The organism is Mycobacterium sp. E796, assembly GCF_001672815.1.
Lineage (GTDB): Bacteria > Actinomycetota > Actinomycetes > Mycobacteriales > Mycobacteriaceae > Mycobacterium.
This window is the reverse complement of the sequence record NZ_LZKK01000169.1, coordinates 1-17,310: the sequence shown is the minus strand read 5'-3', so window position 1 is coordinate 17,310 and position 17,310 is coordinate 1. Positions and strand designations below refer to the sequence as shown.

17 protein-coding genes are annotated in these 17,310 nt (G+C 69.7%); 13 read left to right on the top strand and 4 right to left on the bottom strand.

All coding sequences use genetic code 11. The annotated features are described in order from the left end of the window. Window positions 1–12 precede the first annotated feature (12 nt). Entirely contained in the window at window positions 13–312 is a 300-nt protein-coding gene (locus A5706_RS12565; RefSeq protein ID WP_156767087.1) for a hypothetical protein, read from the top strand. 3 nt (window positions 313–315) lie between these two features. Here the strand turns inward: A5706_RS12565 and A5706_RS12560 are convergent, their stop codons facing one another. Next, the gene (locus tag A5706_RS12560) at window positions 316–948 is read right to left on the bottom strand and encodes a class I SAM-dependent methyltransferase (protein WP_068130936.1); all 633 of its coding nucleotides are present in this window, start codon (window positions 946–948) and stop codon (window positions 316–318) included. A 10-nt stretch (window positions 949–958) separates the two neighbouring features. Next, window positions 959–2,224: an HNH endonuclease signature motif containing protein gene (locus tag A5706_RS12555; RefSeq protein ID WP_068130971.1), complete on the bottom strand. Its 1,266-nt coding sequence runs from the start codon at window positions 2,222–2,224 to the stop codon at window positions 959–961. A gap of 134 nt (window positions 2,225–2,358) precedes the next feature. Between A5706_RS12555 and pyrR the strand changes: the two genes are divergently transcribed. From pyrR to pyrF, 7 genes are read left to right on the top strand one after another with little or no spacing between them, the layout of a single operon-like run. Then, complete coding sequence (gene pyrR / locus A5706_RS12550) at window positions 2,359–2,928, top strand: bifunctional pyr operon transcriptional regulator/uracil phosphoribosyltransferase PyrR (protein WP_068130933.1); 570 nt, start codon at window positions 2,359–2,361, stop codon at window positions 2,926–2,928. Further along, window positions 2,925–3,869 (top strand): aspartate carbamoyltransferase catalytic subunit, encoded by a 945-nt coding sequence (locus tag A5706_RS12545; protein WP_068105115.1) that lies wholly within the window; start codon window positions 2,925–2,927, stop codon window positions 3,867–3,869. The genes pyrR and A5706_RS12545 overlap by 4 nt, the downstream gene beginning before the upstream one ends. Then, window positions 3,866–5,170: a dihydroorotase gene (locus A5706_RS12540; RefSeq protein WP_068130931.1), complete on the top strand. Its 1,305-nt coding sequence runs from the start codon at window positions 3,866–3,868 to the stop codon at window positions 5,168–5,170. The genes A5706_RS12545 and A5706_RS12540 overlap by 4 nt, the downstream gene beginning before the upstream one ends. Beyond that, a complete protein-coding gene (locus A5706_RS12535) occupies window positions 5,167–5,682 on the top strand; it encodes a transporter (protein ID WP_068130927.1) in 516 nt (171 codons plus the stop codon). Before A5706_RS12540 ends, A5706_RS12535 begins: the two co-directional genes overlap by 4 nt. After that, complete coding sequence (carA, locus tag A5706_RS12530) at window positions 5,675–6,793, top strand: glutamine-hydrolyzing carbamoyl-phosphate synthase small subunit (RefSeq protein WP_068130925.1); 1,119 nt, start codon at window positions 5,675–5,677, stop codon at window positions 6,791–6,793. The genes A5706_RS12535 and carA overlap by 8 nt, the downstream gene beginning before the upstream one ends. Next, window positions 6,793–10,146, top strand: coding sequence for a carbamoyl-phosphate synthase large subunit (carB, locus tag A5706_RS12525; protein WP_068130922.1), 3,354 nt, complete (start codon window positions 6,793–6,795; stop codon window positions 10,144–10,146). The genes carA and carB overlap by 1 nt, the downstream gene beginning before the upstream one ends. Further along, on the top strand, window positions 10,143–10,970 hold the full coding sequence (gene pyrF, locus A5706_RS12520) for an orotidine-5'-phosphate decarboxylase (protein WP_068130920.1): 828 nt from the start codon (window positions 10,143–10,145) through the stop codon (window positions 10,968–10,970). Before carB ends, pyrF begins: the two co-directional genes overlap by 4 nt. A 119-nt stretch (window positions 10,971–11,089) precedes the next feature. Here pyrF and A5706_RS12515 read toward each other — a convergent pair whose 3' ends face one another. Beyond that, a complete protein-coding gene (locus A5706_RS12515; protein ID WP_068130917.1) occupies window positions 11,090–11,512 on the bottom strand; it encodes a molybdopterin-binding protein in 423 nt (140 codons plus the stop codon). A 459-nt stretch (window positions 11,513–11,971) separates the two neighbouring features. Here A5706_RS12515 and mihF point away from each other — a divergent pair, with 459 nt between their 5' ends. From mihF to metK, 5 genes are all read left to right on the top strand, one after another. After that, window positions 11,972–12,286 (top strand): integration host factor, actinobacterial type, encoded by a 315-nt coding sequence (gene mihF / locus A5706_RS12510; protein WP_036355303.1) that lies wholly within the window; start codon window positions 11,972–11,974, stop codon window positions 12,284–12,286. Between the two features lie 59 nt (window positions 12,287–12,345). Then, entirely contained in the window at window positions 12,346–12,972 is a 627-nt protein-coding gene (gene gmk / locus A5706_RS12505; protein WP_082964332.1) for a guanylate kinase, read from the top strand. Between the two features lie 80 nt (window positions 12,973–13,052). Beyond that, entirely contained in the window at window positions 13,053–13,376 is a 324-nt protein-coding gene (gene rpoZ, locus A5706_RS12500; RefSeq protein ID WP_067114083.1) for a DNA-directed RNA polymerase subunit omega, read from the top strand. A gap of 13 nt (window positions 13,377–13,389) precedes the next feature. Then, on the top strand, window positions 13,390–14,637 hold the full coding sequence (gene coaBC, locus A5706_RS12495) for a bifunctional phosphopantothenoylcysteine decarboxylase/phosphopantothenate--cysteine ligase CoaBC (RefSeq protein ID WP_068130914.1): 1,248 nt from the start codon (window positions 13,390–13,392) through the stop codon (window positions 14,635–14,637). 90 nt (window positions 14,638–14,727) lie between these two features. Continuing rightward, window positions 14,728–15,939, top strand: coding sequence for a methionine adenosyltransferase (gene metK / locus A5706_RS12490; RefSeq protein ID WP_068130912.1), 1,212 nt, complete (start codon window positions 14,728–14,730; stop codon window positions 15,937–15,939). A gap of 8 nt (window positions 15,940–15,947) precedes the next feature. Here metK and A5706_RS12485 read toward each other — a convergent pair. Beyond that, window positions 15,948–17,310 (bottom strand): beta strand repeat-containing protein (locus A5706_RS12485; protein ID WP_369831853.1); only part of this gene is annotated, 1,363 nt, incomplete at its 5' end.

Here is a 17,310-nt window from a genome sequence, read left to right as displayed (position 1 = left end):
AGAATGGTTGTCATGGCGACTCGAACCGCCATGAAGATTGCCGCAACGTGCGGTGGTGGTGCCGCCGTGCTGGCCCTGGCGTTCGGAAGTGTCGAGCTCGACGGTGTTGTTGCACCACGCACCATCGCGGACCCGCCGACGACCGTGGCCCCGACGCCGGGATCGCCGGACGATCAGTGCTGCGACCCGGACCAACCCCAAGCGTCGGCCGCCTGGGAGTGCAAGATCGGCCTGAACTGCGGGCCCATCCGTCCGCGCCGCACCTGGCCCCCGTCCGCGCCGCCGCCGCCGAGTCCTCCTCCGCCGTCGTAGCAGCTAGCGACGCCGCGCCCGGACGTGCCAGAACGCCATCTCGACCTGGTTGCCGTCCAGCTCGCGGCGCACCGTCGCGGGCTCGAGGGATTCGATGTCCCAGCCGGCCCCGCCGAGGACGTCGCGCACCGTCTCCTCGGACACCACCGGGCGGGGCCACTCGTCGTCGCTCTGATTCGTGTCGGAGAAGCAGCTGATAAGCAACGTGGCTCCGGGCCTGGTCGCCCGGTGCGCCGCGGCGGCGTAGCGGCGCTTTCCCTCGTCGTCGAGGCAGTGGAACATGCCGCTGTCGACGATCGTGTCGAACGCCTCGGTGTACCCCTCGAGCCGCGTGGAGTCGGCCACCGCGAACGTCACGTCGACCCCGGCGTCTTGGGCGCGCCGCTCGGCGGTGACCAGCGCGGTCGGTGAGATGTCCAGCCCGGTCACGTGGTAGCCGTTGTGTGCCAAGTAGATTGCGTTGTCGCCGAGTCCGCAGCCGATGTCGAGGACGTCGCCGTGGACGAAGCCGCCGGCGTGCCAGGCGATGACGTTCTCCTTGGGCGCCTTGGTATCCCATGGTGGTGTGGCCATCACCGGCAGGCCTTCGCCGGGACTCTCACCGCGATAGAGCGCGTCGAAATCAAGACCTGTCATACCCGCCAGCTTAGGCGGCGTGCAGATCGGGCAGCGCGATCGCGATCCGGAGCTCGATCTCACTGACTTCGATGGGGAATGGCCCGGGCGGTGGCGGCGCGCCGGATTGGTAGCGCCTCCCGGTCGGTGTCTCGAATTCGGCTCGGTGGCCGCCTGTTTCGTCCACGGCGGCGGTGACGCGCCAGCCGGGCGCCTCCTTGGCGTAGTTACAGCGTTCGCACATCCCCAGCCCGTTCGCCGCGCTGGTGGCACCGCCTTGATGATGGGGCCGGGCGTGATCGCGGTGCCGGACGGGCGCGTCACAGTAAGGCGTGCGACAGCCCTGATCTCGCAGCCCGATGAACGTTGCCAGCCCCTTCGGGAAGCGACGCGCCCGCGACTCCATGGCCACCAGCGCCCCCGAGCCCGGATGCCGGTACAGCCGCCGCAACGTCGCGCGGGACGGGCCGTCCCCAACCGCGGCGCTCACCAGGTGGCGGGCCACGGCCGCCGGGATCGGACCGTACCCGTCGACGACCGCGGCGCTGTCGTCGTCTCCCAGCAGCGTCGCATCGGAGACGATCAGGTTGACCGCGATCGGCTCGGCTTCGTCGGCGGGCCGTCCGGTAACCCGCTCCACCAACGCGTCGGCCATCACCTGGCCGCGGGTCCGGTCGTCGAAGGTGGTGTCGGCGGCCCGCTTGAGCGCCGCGTACACCGCGACACCCTTGGCCACCGGGAGGAGCGCGGTCACCCATGTCATGGTGTCCGGGGCCGGCCGAATCGTCACCGTGCGCTCGGATTCGGCCTTGGCGGCGCGATCGACCACCGCCTGAGCGTTCAGCCGGTAGGCGATCGCCCGGGCCGCCGCCACGACGCGGGCATCACCCATCCCGTCCAGCCTGGCTGTGTCGGCGCACAGCTCGGAGTCCAGTACGCGGCGGTCCTCGACGTCCAGGCACGCGGATTCGCGCACGATCAGCGTGGCCCGCCACTCGGACAACCGCCCGGCATCAAGCGCGGCCAGCGTGTGCGGCATCTCATGCACGAGCGCCTTGGCGAAGCCGAGGTGCCGCCCGCCGCGGGCCGGGGAATCGCGCCGGGCCAGGGCGATCTCGCTGGCCAGCCCGCGGCCGCGCTGCGCGGCGGGCACGCCGGCGGCGGCCTCGTTGGCGCGACGCAGCACATCGAGGGCCGCCGCCGCCCGCGCCTGCTCCGCGGCAGCCGCCGACTTGTGCCGCTCCAACTCGGCGATTCGCTCGATGAGCGCCACCTCGCCGGGATCACGTTCGAACATGCTTTCGACAGTACTTGAGGCCACCGACACGTCGACCGCGTTGCCGGCACGCTGGTCGGAAGTGCTACGCTGCCGGGCAGTCGACATCCTTTAACGATCCGTCCAGAGAGGCGGAGAAGGAGGTCAAGTCTCGTATGGGTGCCGCGGATGCCGCTTGCGGCGGCGAATCGAGAGAGTTGATGTCGGCGGCCGACGTGGGCCGCACCATTTCCCGCATCGCGCATCAGATCATCGAAAAGACCGCGCTGGATGGTCCCGACGGACCGCGCGTGGTGCTGCTGGGCATCCCGACCCGCGGCGTGATCCTGGCCGACCGGCTCGCCACCAACATCGGCGAGTTCAGCGGGGTCGACGTCGCCCACGGCGCCCTGGACATCACCCTCTACCGCGACGACCTCATGCAAAAGCCGCCGCGACCGCTGGCGGCCACCTCCATCCCGGCCGGCGGCGTCGACGACGCCCTGGTCATCCTCGTCGACGACGTGCTCTACTCCGGCCGCTCGGTGCGCTCCGCCCTCGACGCGCTCCGCGACGTGGGCCGGCCCCGGGCCGTGCAACTGGCGGTTCTGGTCGACCGCGGCCACCGCGAACTGCCGCTGCGCGCCGACTACGTCGGCAAGAACGTCCCGACCTCCCGCGCCGAGAGCGTGCACGTGCTGCTCACCGAGCACGACGGCCACGACGGGGTGGTGATCTCGCGATGACGCGCCACCTGCTCGCCGCCGGCGACCTGAGCCGCGACGACGCCACCGCGATCCTCGACGACGCGGACCGGTTCGCCCAGGCGCTGGTCGGCCGCGAGATCAAGAAGCTGCCGACGCTGCGCGGCCGCACCGTCGTCACGATGTTCTACGAGAACTCGACCCGCACCCGGGTGTCCTTCGAGGTGGCCGGCAAGTGGATGAGCGCCGACGTGATCAACGTCAGCGCGGCCGGATCGTCGGTGGGCAAGGGCGAGTCGCTGCGCGACACGGCCCTGACGCTGCGGGCGGCCGGCGCCGACGCGCTGATCATCCGCCACCCCGCGTCCGGCGCCGCGCACCTGCTCGCCGACTGGACGTGCAGTAACGGTGACGGCCCGTCGGTCATCAACGCCGGCGACGGCACCCACGAACACCCCACGCAGGCGCTGCTGGACGCGTTGACCGTGCGCCAGCGGCTCGGGGGCATCGAGGGCCGGCGCGTCGTGATCGTCGGCGACATCCTGCACAGCCGGGTCGCCCGCTCCAACGTCATGCTGCTGGCCACCCTCGGCGCCGAGGTGGTGCTGGTCGCGCCGCCGACGCTGCTGCCGGTCGGAGTCGACGGCTGGCCGGCCACCGTCTCCTACGACTTCGACGCCGAGCTGCCCGCCGCCGACGCGGTGCTGATGCTGCGGGTCCAGGCCGAGCGGATGAACGGCGGCTTCTTCCCGTCGGTGCGCGAATACTCGGTCCGCTACGGGCTTTCCGAGCGGCGCCAGGCGATGCTCCCGGGCCACGCCGTGGTGCTGCACCCGGGGCCCATGGTGCGCGGCATGGAGATCTCGTCGTCGGTGGCGGACTCGTCGCAATCGGCGGTGCTGCAACAGGTTTCGAACGGAGTGCACGTGCGGATGGCGGTGCTGTTCCACGTGCTGGTCGGGGCGGAGGACATCGCGGCATGAGCGTGTTGATCCGCGGGGTGCGTCTGTACGGCGAAGGCGACCGCGTCGACGTCCTCGTCGACGACGGGCAGATCGTCGAAATCGGCCCGGGCCTCGGCGAGGCCGGAGGCCTCGAAAAAGACCTAGACGTGATCGACGCGACGGGCCAGGTGCTGCTGCCCGGGTTCGTCGACCTGCACACCCACCTGCGCGAGCCGGGCCGCGAATACGCCGAGGACATCGAAACCGGTTCGGCGGCCGCGGCTTTGGGCGGCTACACGGCGGTGTTCGCGATGGCCAACACCAATCCCGTCGCCGACAGCCCGGTGGTCACCGACCACGTCTGGCATCGCGGCCAGCAGGTCGGCCTCGTCGACGTGCATCCCGTCGGGGCCGTTACCGTCGGGCTGGGCGGGACCGAGCTCACCGAGATGGGCATGATGGCCGCCGGCGCAGCGCAGGTGCGGATGTTCTCCGACGACGGCATCTGCGTGCACGACCCGTTGATCATGCGTCGCGCCCTCGAGTACGCCACCGGCCTGGGGGTGCTGATCGCCCAGCACGCCGAGGAGCCGAGGCTCACCGTCGGCGCCGTCGCCCACGAGGGCCCGACGGCCGCGCGGCTGGGACTCGCCGGGTGGCCCCGGGCAGCCGAGGAATCGATCGTCGCCCGCGACGCCCTGCTGGCCCGCGACGCCGGCGCGCGGGTGCACATCTGCCACGCCTCCACCGCGGGCACCGTCGAGATCGTGAAATGGGCAAAGCAACAAGGCATTTCGATCACCGCCGAGGTCACCCCGCACCACCTGCTGCTCGACGACAGCAGGCTGGCCGACTACCAGGGGGTGAACCGGGTCAACCCGCCACTGCGCGAGGCCGCCGACGCGGTCGCGCTGCGTCAGGCGCTGGCCGACGGGGTAATCGACTGTGTGGCCACCGACCATGCCCCACACGCCGAACACGAGAAGTGCGTCGAGTTCTCGGCGGCGCGCCCCGGCATGCTGGGGCTGCAGACCGCGCTGTCGGTCGTGGTGCAGACGATGGTGGCACCCGGGCTGTTGACCTGGCGCGACGTCGCGCGGGTGATGAGCGAGAACCCGGCGCGCATCGTCGGGTTGCCCGATCACGGCCGCCCGCTGGAGGTGGGTGAGCCGGCCAACCTCACCGTCGTGGACCCGGACGCCACGTGGACGGTCGCCGGGTCGGACCTGGCCAGCCGGTCGGCCAACACGCCGTATGAGTCAATGACGTTGCCCGCCACCGTGACCGCGACCCTGCTGCGCGGAAAGGTCACCGCGCGGGACGGGAAGAGCCCGGCATGAACTCTGCCACGCTGGTGGGGTCGCTGATCTTCGCGGCCGTGCTGGTGATCGTGATAACGGTGCTCATCCAGCTGATAATGCGCTCCTGGCAGCGGCGCGCGCAGCGGCAGCAGCAGTTGATCGGCGAGCTGCCCGACCTGCCCGACCAGGTGGGGGCCGCGACCATCACCACCCGCGGCCACTACTGCGGTTCCATGATGGCGCCCGACTGGAGCGAGCGGATCGCGGCCGGCGATCTGGGCTTTCGCAGCAAGGCGGTGCTGACCCGTTATCACGAGGGGATCATGGTGGAAAGGGTTCGCGCCCAGCCTATTTGGATTCCAGAAGACGCGATCGAGGGCATCCGCATGGAGCGCCGGATGGCGGGCAGGGTCGCGCCTCGGATCGGAATATTGGCGATCCGGTGGCGCCTGCCTTCGGGAACCGAGATCGACACCGCGTTTCGCGCGAACCACCGCGACGAGTACGACGCCTGGCTGGAGGGCCGGGAGGAGGGGGCCGCGCATGACTAAGGCTGTTTTGGTTCTGGAAGACGGTCGCGTCTTCACCGGAACGCCGTTCGGCAAGGTCGGCCAGACGCTCGGGGAGGCCGTGTTCTCCACCGGGATGTCCGGCTACCAAGAAACGCTGACCGACCCGAGCTATCACCGCCAGATCGTCGTGGCCACCGCGCCGCAGATCGGCAACACCGGCTGGAACGACGAGGACGCCGAAAGCCGCGGCGACAAGATCTGGGTCGCCGGGTACGCGGTGCGCGATCCGTCGCCGCGCGCCTCCAACTGGCGCGCCACCGGCACGCTGGAGGACGAGCTGGCCCGGCAGGGCATCGTCGGCATCGCCGGCATCGACACCCGGGCGGTGGTGCGGCACCTGCGCAGCCGCGGCTCGATGAAGGCGGGGGTGTTCTCCGGCGACGCGCTGGCCGAGCCGGCCGAGTTGGTGGAGCGGGTGCGGGGCCAGCAGTCGATGCTGGGCGCCGACCTGGCCGGCGAGGTCAGCACCGACGGCGCCTACGTCGTGGAACCCGAAGGGCCGCACCGGTTCACGGTGGCCGCCCTCGACCTGGGGATCAAGACCAACACCCCTCGCAATTTCGCGCGGCGCGGCATCCGCAGCCACGTGCTGCCGGCGTCGGCGACCTTCGAGCAGATCGCCGACATCAACCCCAACGGCGTGTTCCTGTCCAACGGCCCGGGCGACCCCGCCACCGCCGACCACGTCGTCGGGCTCACCCGGGAGGTGCTGGGCGCCGGAATCCCGTTGTTCGGCATCTGTTTCGGCAACCAGATCCTCGGCCGGGCGCTGGGCCTGTCCACCTACAAGATGGTCTTCGGGCACCGCGGCATCAACGTCCCGGTCATCGACCACGCCACCGGGCGGGTCGCGGTGACCGCGCAGAACCACGGCTTCGCGCTCGAAGGCGAGGCGGGCCAGTCCTTCGACACGCCGTTCGGCCCGGCGGTCGTCAGCCACACCTGCGCCAACGACGGGGTGGTGGAAGGTGTCAAACTCGCCGACGGCAAGGCGTTTTCGGTGCAGTACCACCCCGAGGCCGCCGCCGGTCCGCATGACGCGGAGTACCTGTTCGACCAATTCGTCGACCTGATGGCAGGGGGACGCTAGTGCCGCGTCGCACCGACTTGCGCCACGTGCTGGTCATCGGCTCGGGGCCGATCGTCATCGGCCAGGCCGCCGAGTTCGACTACTCGGGCACCCAGGCCTGCCGGGTGCTGCGGGCGGAGGGGCTGGAGGTCAGCCTGATCAACTCCAACCCGGCCACCATCATGACCGACCCCGAGTACGCCGACCACACCTACGTCGAGCCCATCACACCGGCCTTCGTCGAGCGGGTGATCGCCCAGCAGGCCGAGCGCGGCAACAAGATCGACGCGCTGCTGGCCACGCTGGGCGGACAGACCGCCCTCAACACCGCCGTTGCACTGTACGAGAACGGGGCGCTGGAGCGCCACGGTGTCGAGCTGATCGGTGCGGACATCGACGCCATCCAGCGCGGCGAGGACCGCCAGATGTTCAAGGACATCGTCGCCAAGGTTGGCGGTGAATCCGCCCGCAGCCGGGTGTGTTTCACGATGGAAGAGGTGCGCGAGACGGTCGAGGAACTCGGGCTGCCGGTGGTGGTGCGGCCCAGCTTCACCATGGGCGGGCTCGGGTCGGGCATGGCGCGATCCGTCGAGGAGGTCGACCGGATGGCCGGCGCCGGCCTGGCCGAAAGCCCCAGCGCCAACGTGCTGATCGAGGAATCGATCTACGGCTGGAAGGAATTCGAGCTCGAGCTGATGCGCGACGGCAACGACAACGTGGTCGTGGTGTGCTCGATCGAGAACTTCGACCCGATGGGCGTGCACACCGGCGACTCGGTCACCGTCGCACCCGCCATGACGCTCACCGACCGCGAATACCAGCGCATGCGCGACCTGGGCATCGCGATCCTGCGCGAGGTCGGCGTGGACACCGGCGGCTGCAACATCCAGTTCGCGGTCAACCCGGTCGACGGCCGGCTGATCGTGATCGAGATGAACCCCCGGGTGTCGCGGTCCAGCGCGCTGGCCTCCAAGGCCACCGGCTTCCCGATCGCCAAGATCGCCGCCAAGCTGGCCATCGGCTACACCCTCGACGAGATCCTCAACGACATCACCAAGGAGACGCCGGCCTGCTTCGAGCCGACGCTCGACTATGTCGTCGTCAAGGCGCCGCGGTTCGCGTTCGAGAAGTTCCCGGGCGCCGACCCCACCCTGACCACCACCATGAAGTCCGTCGGCGAGGCGATGTCGTTGGGCCGCAACTTCATCGAGGCGCTCGGCAAGGTGATGCGGTCGCTGGAGACCACCCGCGCGGGCTTCTGGACGAAGCCCGACGCGGACGGGGACCTGCACGAGGTGCTCGACCGGCTGCGCACCCCGACCGAGGGCCGGCTCTACGACATCGAACTGGCGCTGCGGCTGGGCGCCTCGATCGAGGACGTCGCCGAGGCCAGCGGCGTGGACCCGTGGTTTTTGGCCCAGATCGGCGAGCTGGGCAAGCTGCGCACGGAGCTGGTGGACGCCCCGGTGCTCAACGCCGACCTGCTGCGGCGCGCCAAGCACAGCGGGCTGTCGGACCGCCAGATCGCCTCCCTGCGACCGGAATTGGCGGGCGAGAACGGCGTGCGCTCGCTGCGCGAGCGCCTCGGCATCCACCCGGTCTACAAGACGGTGGACACCTGCGCGGCCGAGTTCGAGGCAAAGACGCCCTACCACTACAGCAGCTACGAGCTGGACCCCGCCGCCGAGACCGAGGTGGCCCCGCAGACCGAAAAGCCCAAGGTGCTGATCCTGGGCTCGGGCCCCAACCGCATCGGCCAGGGCATCGAATTCGACTACAGCTGCGTGCATGCGGCAACGACGTTGAGCCAGGCCGGTTTCGAGACCGTGATGGTCAACTGCAACCCGGAGACGGTGTCCACCGACTACGACACCGCCGACCGGCTGTATTTCGAGCCGCTGACCTTCGAGGACGTCCTCGAGGTGTTCCGCGCCGAACAGCAGTCGGGTGCCGGCGGCCCCGGGGTGGTGGGCGTGATCGTGCAGCTGGGCGGCCAGACACCGCTGGGGCTGGCGCAGCGCCTGGCCGACGCGGGGGTCCCGATCGTCGGCACGCCGCCGGAGGCCATCGACCTGGCCGAGGACCGCGGCGCCTTTGGCGACGTGCTGGCCGCCGCCGGGTTGCCGGCGCCGAAGTACGGCATGGCAACGACTTTCGCGCAGGCCCGTCGGATCGCCGAGGACATCGGCTACCCGGTGCTGGTGCGGCCGTCGTACGTGCTGGGCGGGCGCGGCATGGAGATCGTCTACGACGAGGAGACGCTGGAGGGCTACATCACCCGCGCCACCGCGCTGTCGCCCGAGCACCCGGTGCTCGTCGATCGCTTCCTCGAAGACGCGGTCGAGATCGACGTCGACGCCCTGTGCGACGGCTCCGAGGTCTACATCGGCGGCATCATGGAACACATCGAGGAGGCCGGCATCCACTCCGGCGACTCGGCCTGCGCGCTGCCGCCGGTCACGCTTGGCCGCAGCGACATCGAGAAGGTGCGCCGCGCCACCGAGGCCATCGCCCACGGCATCGGCGTCGTCGGGCTGCTCAACGTGCAGTACGCCCTCAAGGACGACGTGCTCTATGTGCTCGAGGCCAACCCACGGGCCAGCCGCACGGTGCCCTTCGTCTCCAAGGCGACCGCGATCCCGCTCGCCAAGGCGTGCGCCCGGATCATGTTGGGCGCCACCATTTCCCAGCTTCGCGACGAGGGCCTGCTGGCCGCGACCGGGGACGGCGCCCACGCGCCGCCGCAGGCCCCGATCGCGGTCAAGGAGGCCGTGCTGCCGTTTCACCGCTTCCGCCGCACAGACGGGGCCGCCATCGATTCACTGCTCGGCCCGGAGATGAAATCGACGGGCGAGGTGATGGGCATCGACCGCGACTTCGGCAGCGCCTTCGCCAAGAGTCAGACCGCCGCCTACGGCTCGCTGCCGGCCGGCGGGACGATCTTCGTGTCGGTGGCCAACCGGGACAAGCGGTCGCTGGTGTTCCCGGTCAAGCGGTTGGCCGACCTGGGCTTCCGGGTGCTGGCCACCGAGGGAACCGCGGAAATGTTGCGCCGCAACGGGATTCCCTGCGACGAGGTCCGCAAGCACTTCGAGCCGCCGCAGCCCGGGCGCCCCGAGATGTCGGCCGTCGACGCGATCAAGGCCGGCGAGGTCAACATGGTGATCAACACGCCGTTCGGCAACTCCGGCCCGCGCATCGACGGCTACGAAATCCGTTCGGCCGCGGTGTCGGTCAACATCCCGTGCGTCACCACCGTGCAGGGCGCGTCGGCCGCCGTGCAGGGCATCGAGGCGGGCATCCGCGGCGACATCGGCGTGCGCTCGCTGCAGGAGCTGCACAGCGCGATCGCGCCCGCGGGTGGTTCCCAGTGACCGGGTTCGGCACCCGGCTGGCCGAGGCGAAGTCCAGCCGCGGACCGCTGTGCCTGGGCATCGACCCGCACCCCGAGCTGCTGCGGGCCTGGGACTTGCCGACCACCGCCGACGGCCTGGCAGCGTTCTGCGACGTGTGCGTGGAGGCGTTCTCCGGATTCGCCGTCGTCAAGCCCCAGGTGGCGTTCTTCGAGGCCTACGGCGCCGCCGGGTACGCGGTGCTGGAACGCACCATCGCCGCGCTGCGTTCGGCCGGGGTGCTGGTGCTGGCCGACGCCAAGCGGGGCGACATCGGGACGACGATGGCCGCCTACGCCGCGGCCTGGGCCGGCGACTCGCCACTGGCCGCGGACGCGGTGACCGCCTCGCCCTATCTGGGCTTCGGTTCGCTGCGGCCGCTGCTGGAGGCTGCCGCGGCCAACGACCGGGGGGTGTTCGTGCTGGCGGCGACGTCCAACCCGGAGGGCGGCACGGTGCAGCGCGCGGAATTCGACGGCCGCACGGTGGCCCAGCTGATCATCGACCAGGCGGCGGTGGTCAACCGCTCCGCGAACCCCACCGAGCCCGGATACGTCGGCGTGGTCCTCGGCGCGACCGTCTTCGAGGCGCCCGACGTCAGCGAGCTGGGCGGACCCGTGCTGGTGCCCGGCGTCGGGGCGCAGGGGGGACGGCCCGAGGCACTCGGCGGCCTGGGCGGGGCCGCACCGGGCCAGCTGCTGCCCGCGGTGGCGCGTGAGGTGCTGCGGGCCGGCCCCAGCGTGTCGGACCTGCGCGCGGCCGGCGAACGGATGCTGGACGCCGTCGCGTACCTGTCCGCGCTGTAGGCCGCTTGGGTGTGAATCCTTGGCTTTCGGTGTGAGCTGGGGGCGCTAATCCAGCCGGTTTTCCGCCCTGAGCGCACACTAAAAGCCCTCAGTGCACACACCAGGCCGTCAGCGCGCGCTCAGTCCGACGCCATGGCCGAGCTGGGCCGGGCGGTCTCCACGATCACGGCGGTGGCCTTGACGACGGCCACGGCGACGCTGCCGGGGCGCAGCTTGAGCTCCTCGGCCGCCGCGGTGCTCATCAGTGAGACCACGGTGTGGGGACCGCACTGCATTTCGACCTGCGTCATCACGGTGTCGCTGAGGACGCTGGTCACCAAGCCGACGAACCGGTTGCGGGCCGAGCTGCCGATGCTCAGCGGGTCGGGCGGCGGAGTTGGCGCGTTTGCCCGGGAGAATTCGGCCAAGTCCTCGCTGGCGATGACCTTACGTCCCGCCGAGTCGTGGGTGACCGACAACGTGCCCTGGTTGATCCAGCGACGGACGGTGTCGTCGCTGACTCCCAGCAGTTCAGCCGCCTGACGGATGCGCAGGTTCGGCACGATTTCGATCGTAACTGATATTTGGCTGGGTGTTAGCTGGCATATCGCTGCGTAGCCACCGCCGACCTGCCGCTGGGCCACCGGGCCGCGACACGCGCGACACGCGGCGAAAAATCTGGTGATCCCCGGCACCCCGGCCCACTGACGTCGGCCGCCGCCGTCGGCAGCCCCCTCGATCCCCCCGCTGCCGGCCGGTGATATGGGCTAAAACTGCAGGTAGAGCGCGTTATCCGGGGCGCTGCGCGGGCGGCCCCGCGACCGGGTCGGGGCGGCATCGGGCCTGCCCCGGCATCGCCCCTCGGCGCTCGCCCGGGCGGCCCACGCTGCACATTTGCACAATTAACCAGGGGGTCGGGTTAGATTTCGTCAGGAAGGCTGAGTACGGTCATCTCCGCTGGCTGAAGTACCCGGCAGAGACAAAACGAGATCGATTATCGATTGATCAGATACGGAGGAATCGTGGCCCTTCCCCAGTTGACCGACGAGCAGCGCGCGGCCGCGTTGGAGAAGGCGGCCGCCGCACGTCGAGCGCGAGCAGAGCTCAAGGATCGCCTCAAGCGCGGTGGCACCAACCTCACCCAGGTGCTCAAGGACGCCGAAAGCGATGAAGTCCTCGGCAAGATGAAGGTGTCTGCGCTGCTCGAGGCCTTGCCGAAGGTGGGCAAGGTCAAGGCGCAGGAGATCATGACCGAGCTGGAGATCGCCCCCACCCGCCGCCTGCGCGGCCTCGGGGACCGGCAGCGCAAGGCCCTGCTGGAAAAGTTCGGCTCCTAACCCGACACCGCGACCATGCAGGCCGAACGGCCTGTTGGGGGCACCGACCAGGAGCGCCAGTGAGCGCCGGCGGGGGACCGGACGTCGCACGGGGGGCACGCCCTGAGCCGCCAGGCAGGGGTCGTGTGGTCGTGCTGTCCGGTCCCTCCGCGGTCGGCAAGTCGACGGTGGTCCGGTGTCTGCGCGAGCGGATCCCCAACCTGCAGTTCAGCGTCTCGGCCACCACTCGGGCCCCGCGGCCCGGCGAGGTCGACGGCGTCGACTATCACTTCGTCACCCCCGCCCGCTTCCAGCAGCTGATCGACGAGGGCGCCCTGCTCGAGTGGGCGGAGATCCACGGCGGGCTGCACCGCTCGGGCACGCTGGCCGAGCCGGTGCGGGCCGCCACCGCGTCCGGGCTGCCGGTGCTCATCGAGGTCGACCTGGCCGGCGCCAGGGCGGTCAAGAAGGCGATGCCCGAGGCGCTCACGGTCTTCCTGGCGCCGCCCAGCTGGGAGGACCTGGAGGCCAGGCTGATCGGCCGGGGCACCGAGACACCGGAGGCCATCCGGCGCCGCCTCGACACCGCCCGCACCGAAATGGCGGCCCAAAACGACTTCGACGAGGTGGTGGTCAACCGTCGATTGGAGTCTGCGTGCGCCGAATTGGTATCCTTGCTGGTGGGAACTGCGCCGGGCCCGGCATGAACCGCCTGACCAGACCAGATTCAAGCATCGAAGTTCTCTAGCCGTACCGCACGGCTCTATCCGCCAGGAGACTGACCTACGTGAGCATTCCCCAGTCCGACGCGTCGCTGACCGCCGTGGACCAGTTCGACCCGTCGGCAGGCGGCCAGGGCGCCTACGACACCCCGCTGGGCATCACCAACCCGCCCATCGACGAACTGCTGGACCGCGTGTCCAGCAAGTACGCCCTGGTCATCTACGCGGCCAAGCGGGCCCGTCAGATCAACGATTACTACAACCAGCTCGGCGAGGGCATCCTCGAGTACGTGGGCCCGCTCGTCGAGCCGGGTCTGCAGGAAAAGCCGTTGTCGATCGCGCTGCGTGAGATCCACGCCGACCTGCTCGAGCACACCGAGGGCGAGTAACGGGCCGGGCGCGGTGGAGAGCAAGCGGGTCGTCGTAGGAGTTTCCGGGGGCATCGCCGCCTACAAGGCATGCACCGTCGTACGACAGCTCGCCGAAGCCGGCCACCAGGTCCGCGTCATCCCCACCGAATCCGCGCTGCGCTTCGTGGGCGCCGCCACGTTCGAGGCGCTGTCCGGTCAGCCCGTGCGCACCGGCGTCTTCGACGACGTGCCCGAGGTGCCGCACGTCCAGCTCGGCAAGGAGGCCGACCTGGTCGTCGTGGCGCCCGCCACCGCCGACCTGCTGGCCAGGGCCGTCTCCGGCCGCGCCGACGACCTGCTGACCGCGACCCTGCTGACCGCCCGGTGCCCGGTGCTGTTCGCGCCGGCGATGCACACCGAGATGTGGTTGCACCCGGCCACCGTCGACAACGTCGCCACATTGCGTCGACGCGGGGCCGTCGTGCTGGAACCCGCCTACGGACGGCTCACGGGCGCCGACAGTGGCGCGGGAAGGCTGCCCGAGGCCGAGGAGATCACCACGCTGGCCCAGCTGCTGCTGGAGCGCCACGACGCCCTGCCTTACGACCTCGCCGGCCGCCGGGTGCTGGTCACCGCGGGTGGCACGCGCGAACCGATCGACCCGGTGCGCTTCATCGGCAACCGCAGCTCCGGCAAGCAGGGCTACGCGGTGGCGCGGGTCGCCGCCCAGCGCGGCGCCGAGGTCACCCTGATCGCCGGGCACACCGCCGGGTTGATCGACCCCGCCGGCGTCAACGTGGTGCACGTCAGCTCGGCCGAGCAGCTCGGCGAAGCGGTGTCCAAGCACGCCCCGGAGGCGGACGTGCTGGTGATGGCGGCGGCCGTCGCCGACTTCCGGCCCGCGCGGGTTGCCACCGCGAAGATCAAAAAGGGCCCGGACGTCGCCGAGGAGCCGACGATCGAGCTGGTCCGCAACGACGACGTGCTCGCCGGCGCGGTGCGGGCCCGCGCGCACGGGCAGCTGCCCAACATGCGGGCCATCGTGGGTTTTGCCGCCGAGACCGGCGACGCCAACGGCGACGTTTTGTTCCACGCGCGAGAAAAGCTGCGGCGCAAGGGTTGTGACCTCCTGGTGGTCAACGCCGTCGGCGACAACAAGGCGTTCGAGGTGGACAGCAACGACGGTTGGCTGCTGGCATCCGACGGCACCGAGTCGGCGCTGCCGCACGGCTCCAAGACGCTGATGGCCAGTCGTATCGTGGATGCAATCGTCGCGTTCCTGCACGGTCACAGCGGGTAGCAGGGTTTACTTCGCTACGGCGCCCGCACGGGTGCCGGATGATGCCAGAAGATATAATTCGACTAACTAATTATTGGAAGGATCGGGACTGTGAGCGAAAAGGGTCGTCTGTTTACCAGTGAGTCGGTGACCGAAGGGCATCCCGACAAGATCTGTGACGCGATCAGCGACTCGGTCCTCGACGCGCTTCTGGCGGGGGACCCCCGCTCGCGGGTGGCGGTCGAAACGCTCGTGACCACCGGGCAGGTGCACGTGGTGGGCGAGGTGACGACGTCGGCCAAGGAGGCGTTCGCCGACATCACCAACACGGTGCGCGCCCGCATCCTCGACATCGGCTACGACTCGTCGGAGAAGGGCTTCGACGGCGCGTCGTGCGGGGTGAACATCGGCATCGGCCGTCAGTCGCCCGACATCGCGCAGGGCGTCGACACCGCGCACGAGACGCGCGTCGAGGGCGCCGCCGACCCGCTCGACGCCCAGGGCGCCGGTGACCAGGGCCTGATGTTCGGCTACGCGATCAACGACACCCCGGAGCTGATGCCGCTTCCCATCGCGCTGGCGCATCGCCTGTCGCGCAGGCTGACCGAGGTCCGCAAGAACGGCACGCTGGGATACCTGCGCCCCGACGGCAAGACCCAGGTCACCATCGCCTACGAGGACGACGTTCCGGTGCGGCTGGACACCGTGGTCGTCTCCACCCAGCACGCCGACGGCATCGACCTGGAGCAGACGCTGGACCCCGACATCCGCACGCACGTGCTCAATGCCGTGCTCGACGAGCTGGCCCACGACACCCTGGACTCGTCGGCGACCCGGGTGCTGGTGAACCCGACCGGCAAGTTCGTCGTCGGCGGGCCGATGGGCGACGCGGGCCTGACCGGTCGCAAGATCATCGTCGACACCTACGGCGGCTGGGCCCGCCACGGCGGCGGCGCATTCTCCGGCAAGGATCCGTCCAAGGTGGACCGGTCGGCGGCGTACGCAATGCGATGGGTGGCCAAGAACATCGTCGCCGCCGGGCTGGCCGAGCGGGTCGAGGTGCAGGTGGCCTACGCCATCGGCAAGGCGGCCCCGGTCGGGCTGTTCATCGAGACGTTCGGCACCGCGACCGTCGACCCGGTCAAGATCGAGAAGATCGTGCCGGAGGTGTTCGACCTGCGGCCCGGCGCCATCATCCGCGACCTGGACCTGCTGCGCCCGATCTACGCGCAGACCGCCGCCTACGGGCACTTCGGCCGCACCGATATCGAGCTGCCGTGGGAGCAGCTCAACATGGTCGACGAACTCAAGCGCGCGATCTAGGCGGCCCGTCAGAGGCGCAGGAATCCGGATTCGCCGACGCCCAAGTTGGCGAAACCGGTGTTGCCCTGGTCGAAGGGGTAGCCGCCCCCGGTGTTGAAGAAGCCGGTGTTGTTGCCCAGGCCCGAGTTGAAAAACCCGGTGTTGCCGCCGACGCCCGAGTCGGTGTTCCAGAAGCCCGTGTGGTTGCCGTTGACGCCGGAATTGCCGATGCCCGTGTTGTAGTCGCCCGTACCGGAGTTGGCGATGCCGGTGTAGAAGCTGCCGCTGCCCGAGTTTTCGAAGCCCACCGCGAATTGGCCGCTGCCGGAGTTGAAGAAGCCCATGTCGTTGCCGCCCGCGCCGCTGTTGCCGAAGCCCGAGTTGAGGCCGCCGCTGGCCGTGTTGTAAAAGCCCGAGTTGAAATCGCTGGTGTTGAAGAAGCCCGAATTGCCCGTGCCGGTATTGCCGAAGCCCGAGTTGCTCACCACGCCGGTCAGGTCCTCGGTGCGGCCCCAGCCGGTGTCCAGGTTGCCGGTGTTGAACAGCCCGGTGCTGGTGTTGCCCGAGTTGAAGAACCCGGTGTTGGTGTTGCCCGCGTTGAACGATCCGGTGTTGTCGCTGCCCGTGTTGAAGTCGCCGACGTTCTGGTCGCCACCGTTGAAGCTGCCCATGTTGTACGCGCCGGAGTTGCCGACGCCGATGTTGTTGTAACCGCCGTTGAGGTAGCCGATGCTGCCGTTCGATCCGTTGAGGTCGCCGATGTTGTTTTGGCCGGCGTTCCACGAGCCGACGTTGCTGTCGCCGGGGTTGCCGACGCCCACGTTCTGCAGGCCCGAGTTGAACACGCCCGCGTTGGAGTAGCCGGCGTTCCACAACCCGGTGTTGGTGTTGCCGGTGTTGCCGATGCCGGTGTTGGCGTGGCCCGAGTTGAACAGGCCCCAGTTGTGGGCGCCGCTGTTGAACAGGCCGGTGTTGCCGCTGCCCGAGTTGAATACACCGACGTTGCCGGTGCCGGAGTTGAACAGCCCGACGTTGCCGCTGCCGGAGTTGAGCCCGCCGAACGTGAACTGACCCGTCGCGGTGTCGTAATAGGTTCCGCCGACGCCGATTTCGTTGTTGCCGGTGAGCCCCAGGCCGATGTTGTTGTTGCCGGTGTTGCCCAGGCCGATGTTGTTGTTGCCGGCGTTGCCCCAGCCCAGGTTGCCGACGCTGCCATTGGCGTTGAGGCCGCCGAGGCCGACCAGGTTGTTGCCGTTGAGCCCGATGCCGACGTTGTTGTTGCCGTAGTTGCCCACACCGAGGTTGTTGTTGCCCAGGTTCCCCATGCCCACGTTGGAGCTGCCCCAGTTGCCGTTGCCGACGTTGCCGTCCCCGAGGTTGCCGGCGCCGAGG

Coding starts and splice junctions, on each gene's coding strand:
- A5706_RS12565 (WP_156767087.1), top strand. CDS start 13: ATGGCGACTCGAACCGCCATGAAGATTGCCGCAACGTGCGGTGGTGGT.
- A5706_RS12560 (WP_068130936.1), bottom strand. CDS start 948: ATGACAGGTCTTGATTTCGACGCGCTCTATCGCGGTGAGAGTCCCGGC.
- A5706_RS12555 (WP_068130971.1), bottom strand. CDS start 2,224: ATGTTCGAACGTGATCCCGGCGAGGTGGCGCTCATCGAGCGAATCGCC.
- pyrR (WP_068130933.1), top strand. CDS start 2,359: ATGGGTGCCGCGGATGCCGCTTGCGGCGGCGAATCGAGAGAGTTGATG.
- A5706_RS12545 (WP_068105115.1), top strand. CDS start 2,925: ATGACGCGCCACCTGCTCGCCGCCGGCGACCTGAGCCGCGACGACGCC.
- A5706_RS12540 (WP_068130931.1), top strand. CDS start 3,866: ATGAGCGTGTTGATCCGCGGGGTGCGTCTGTACGGCGAAGGCGACCGC.
- A5706_RS12535 (WP_068130927.1), top strand. CDS start 5,167: ATGAACTCTGCCACGCTGGTGGGGTCGCTGATCTTCGCGGCCGTGCTG.
- carA (WP_068130925.1), top strand. CDS start 5,675: ATGACTAAGGCTGTTTTGGTTCTGGAAGACGGTCGCGTCTTCACCGGA.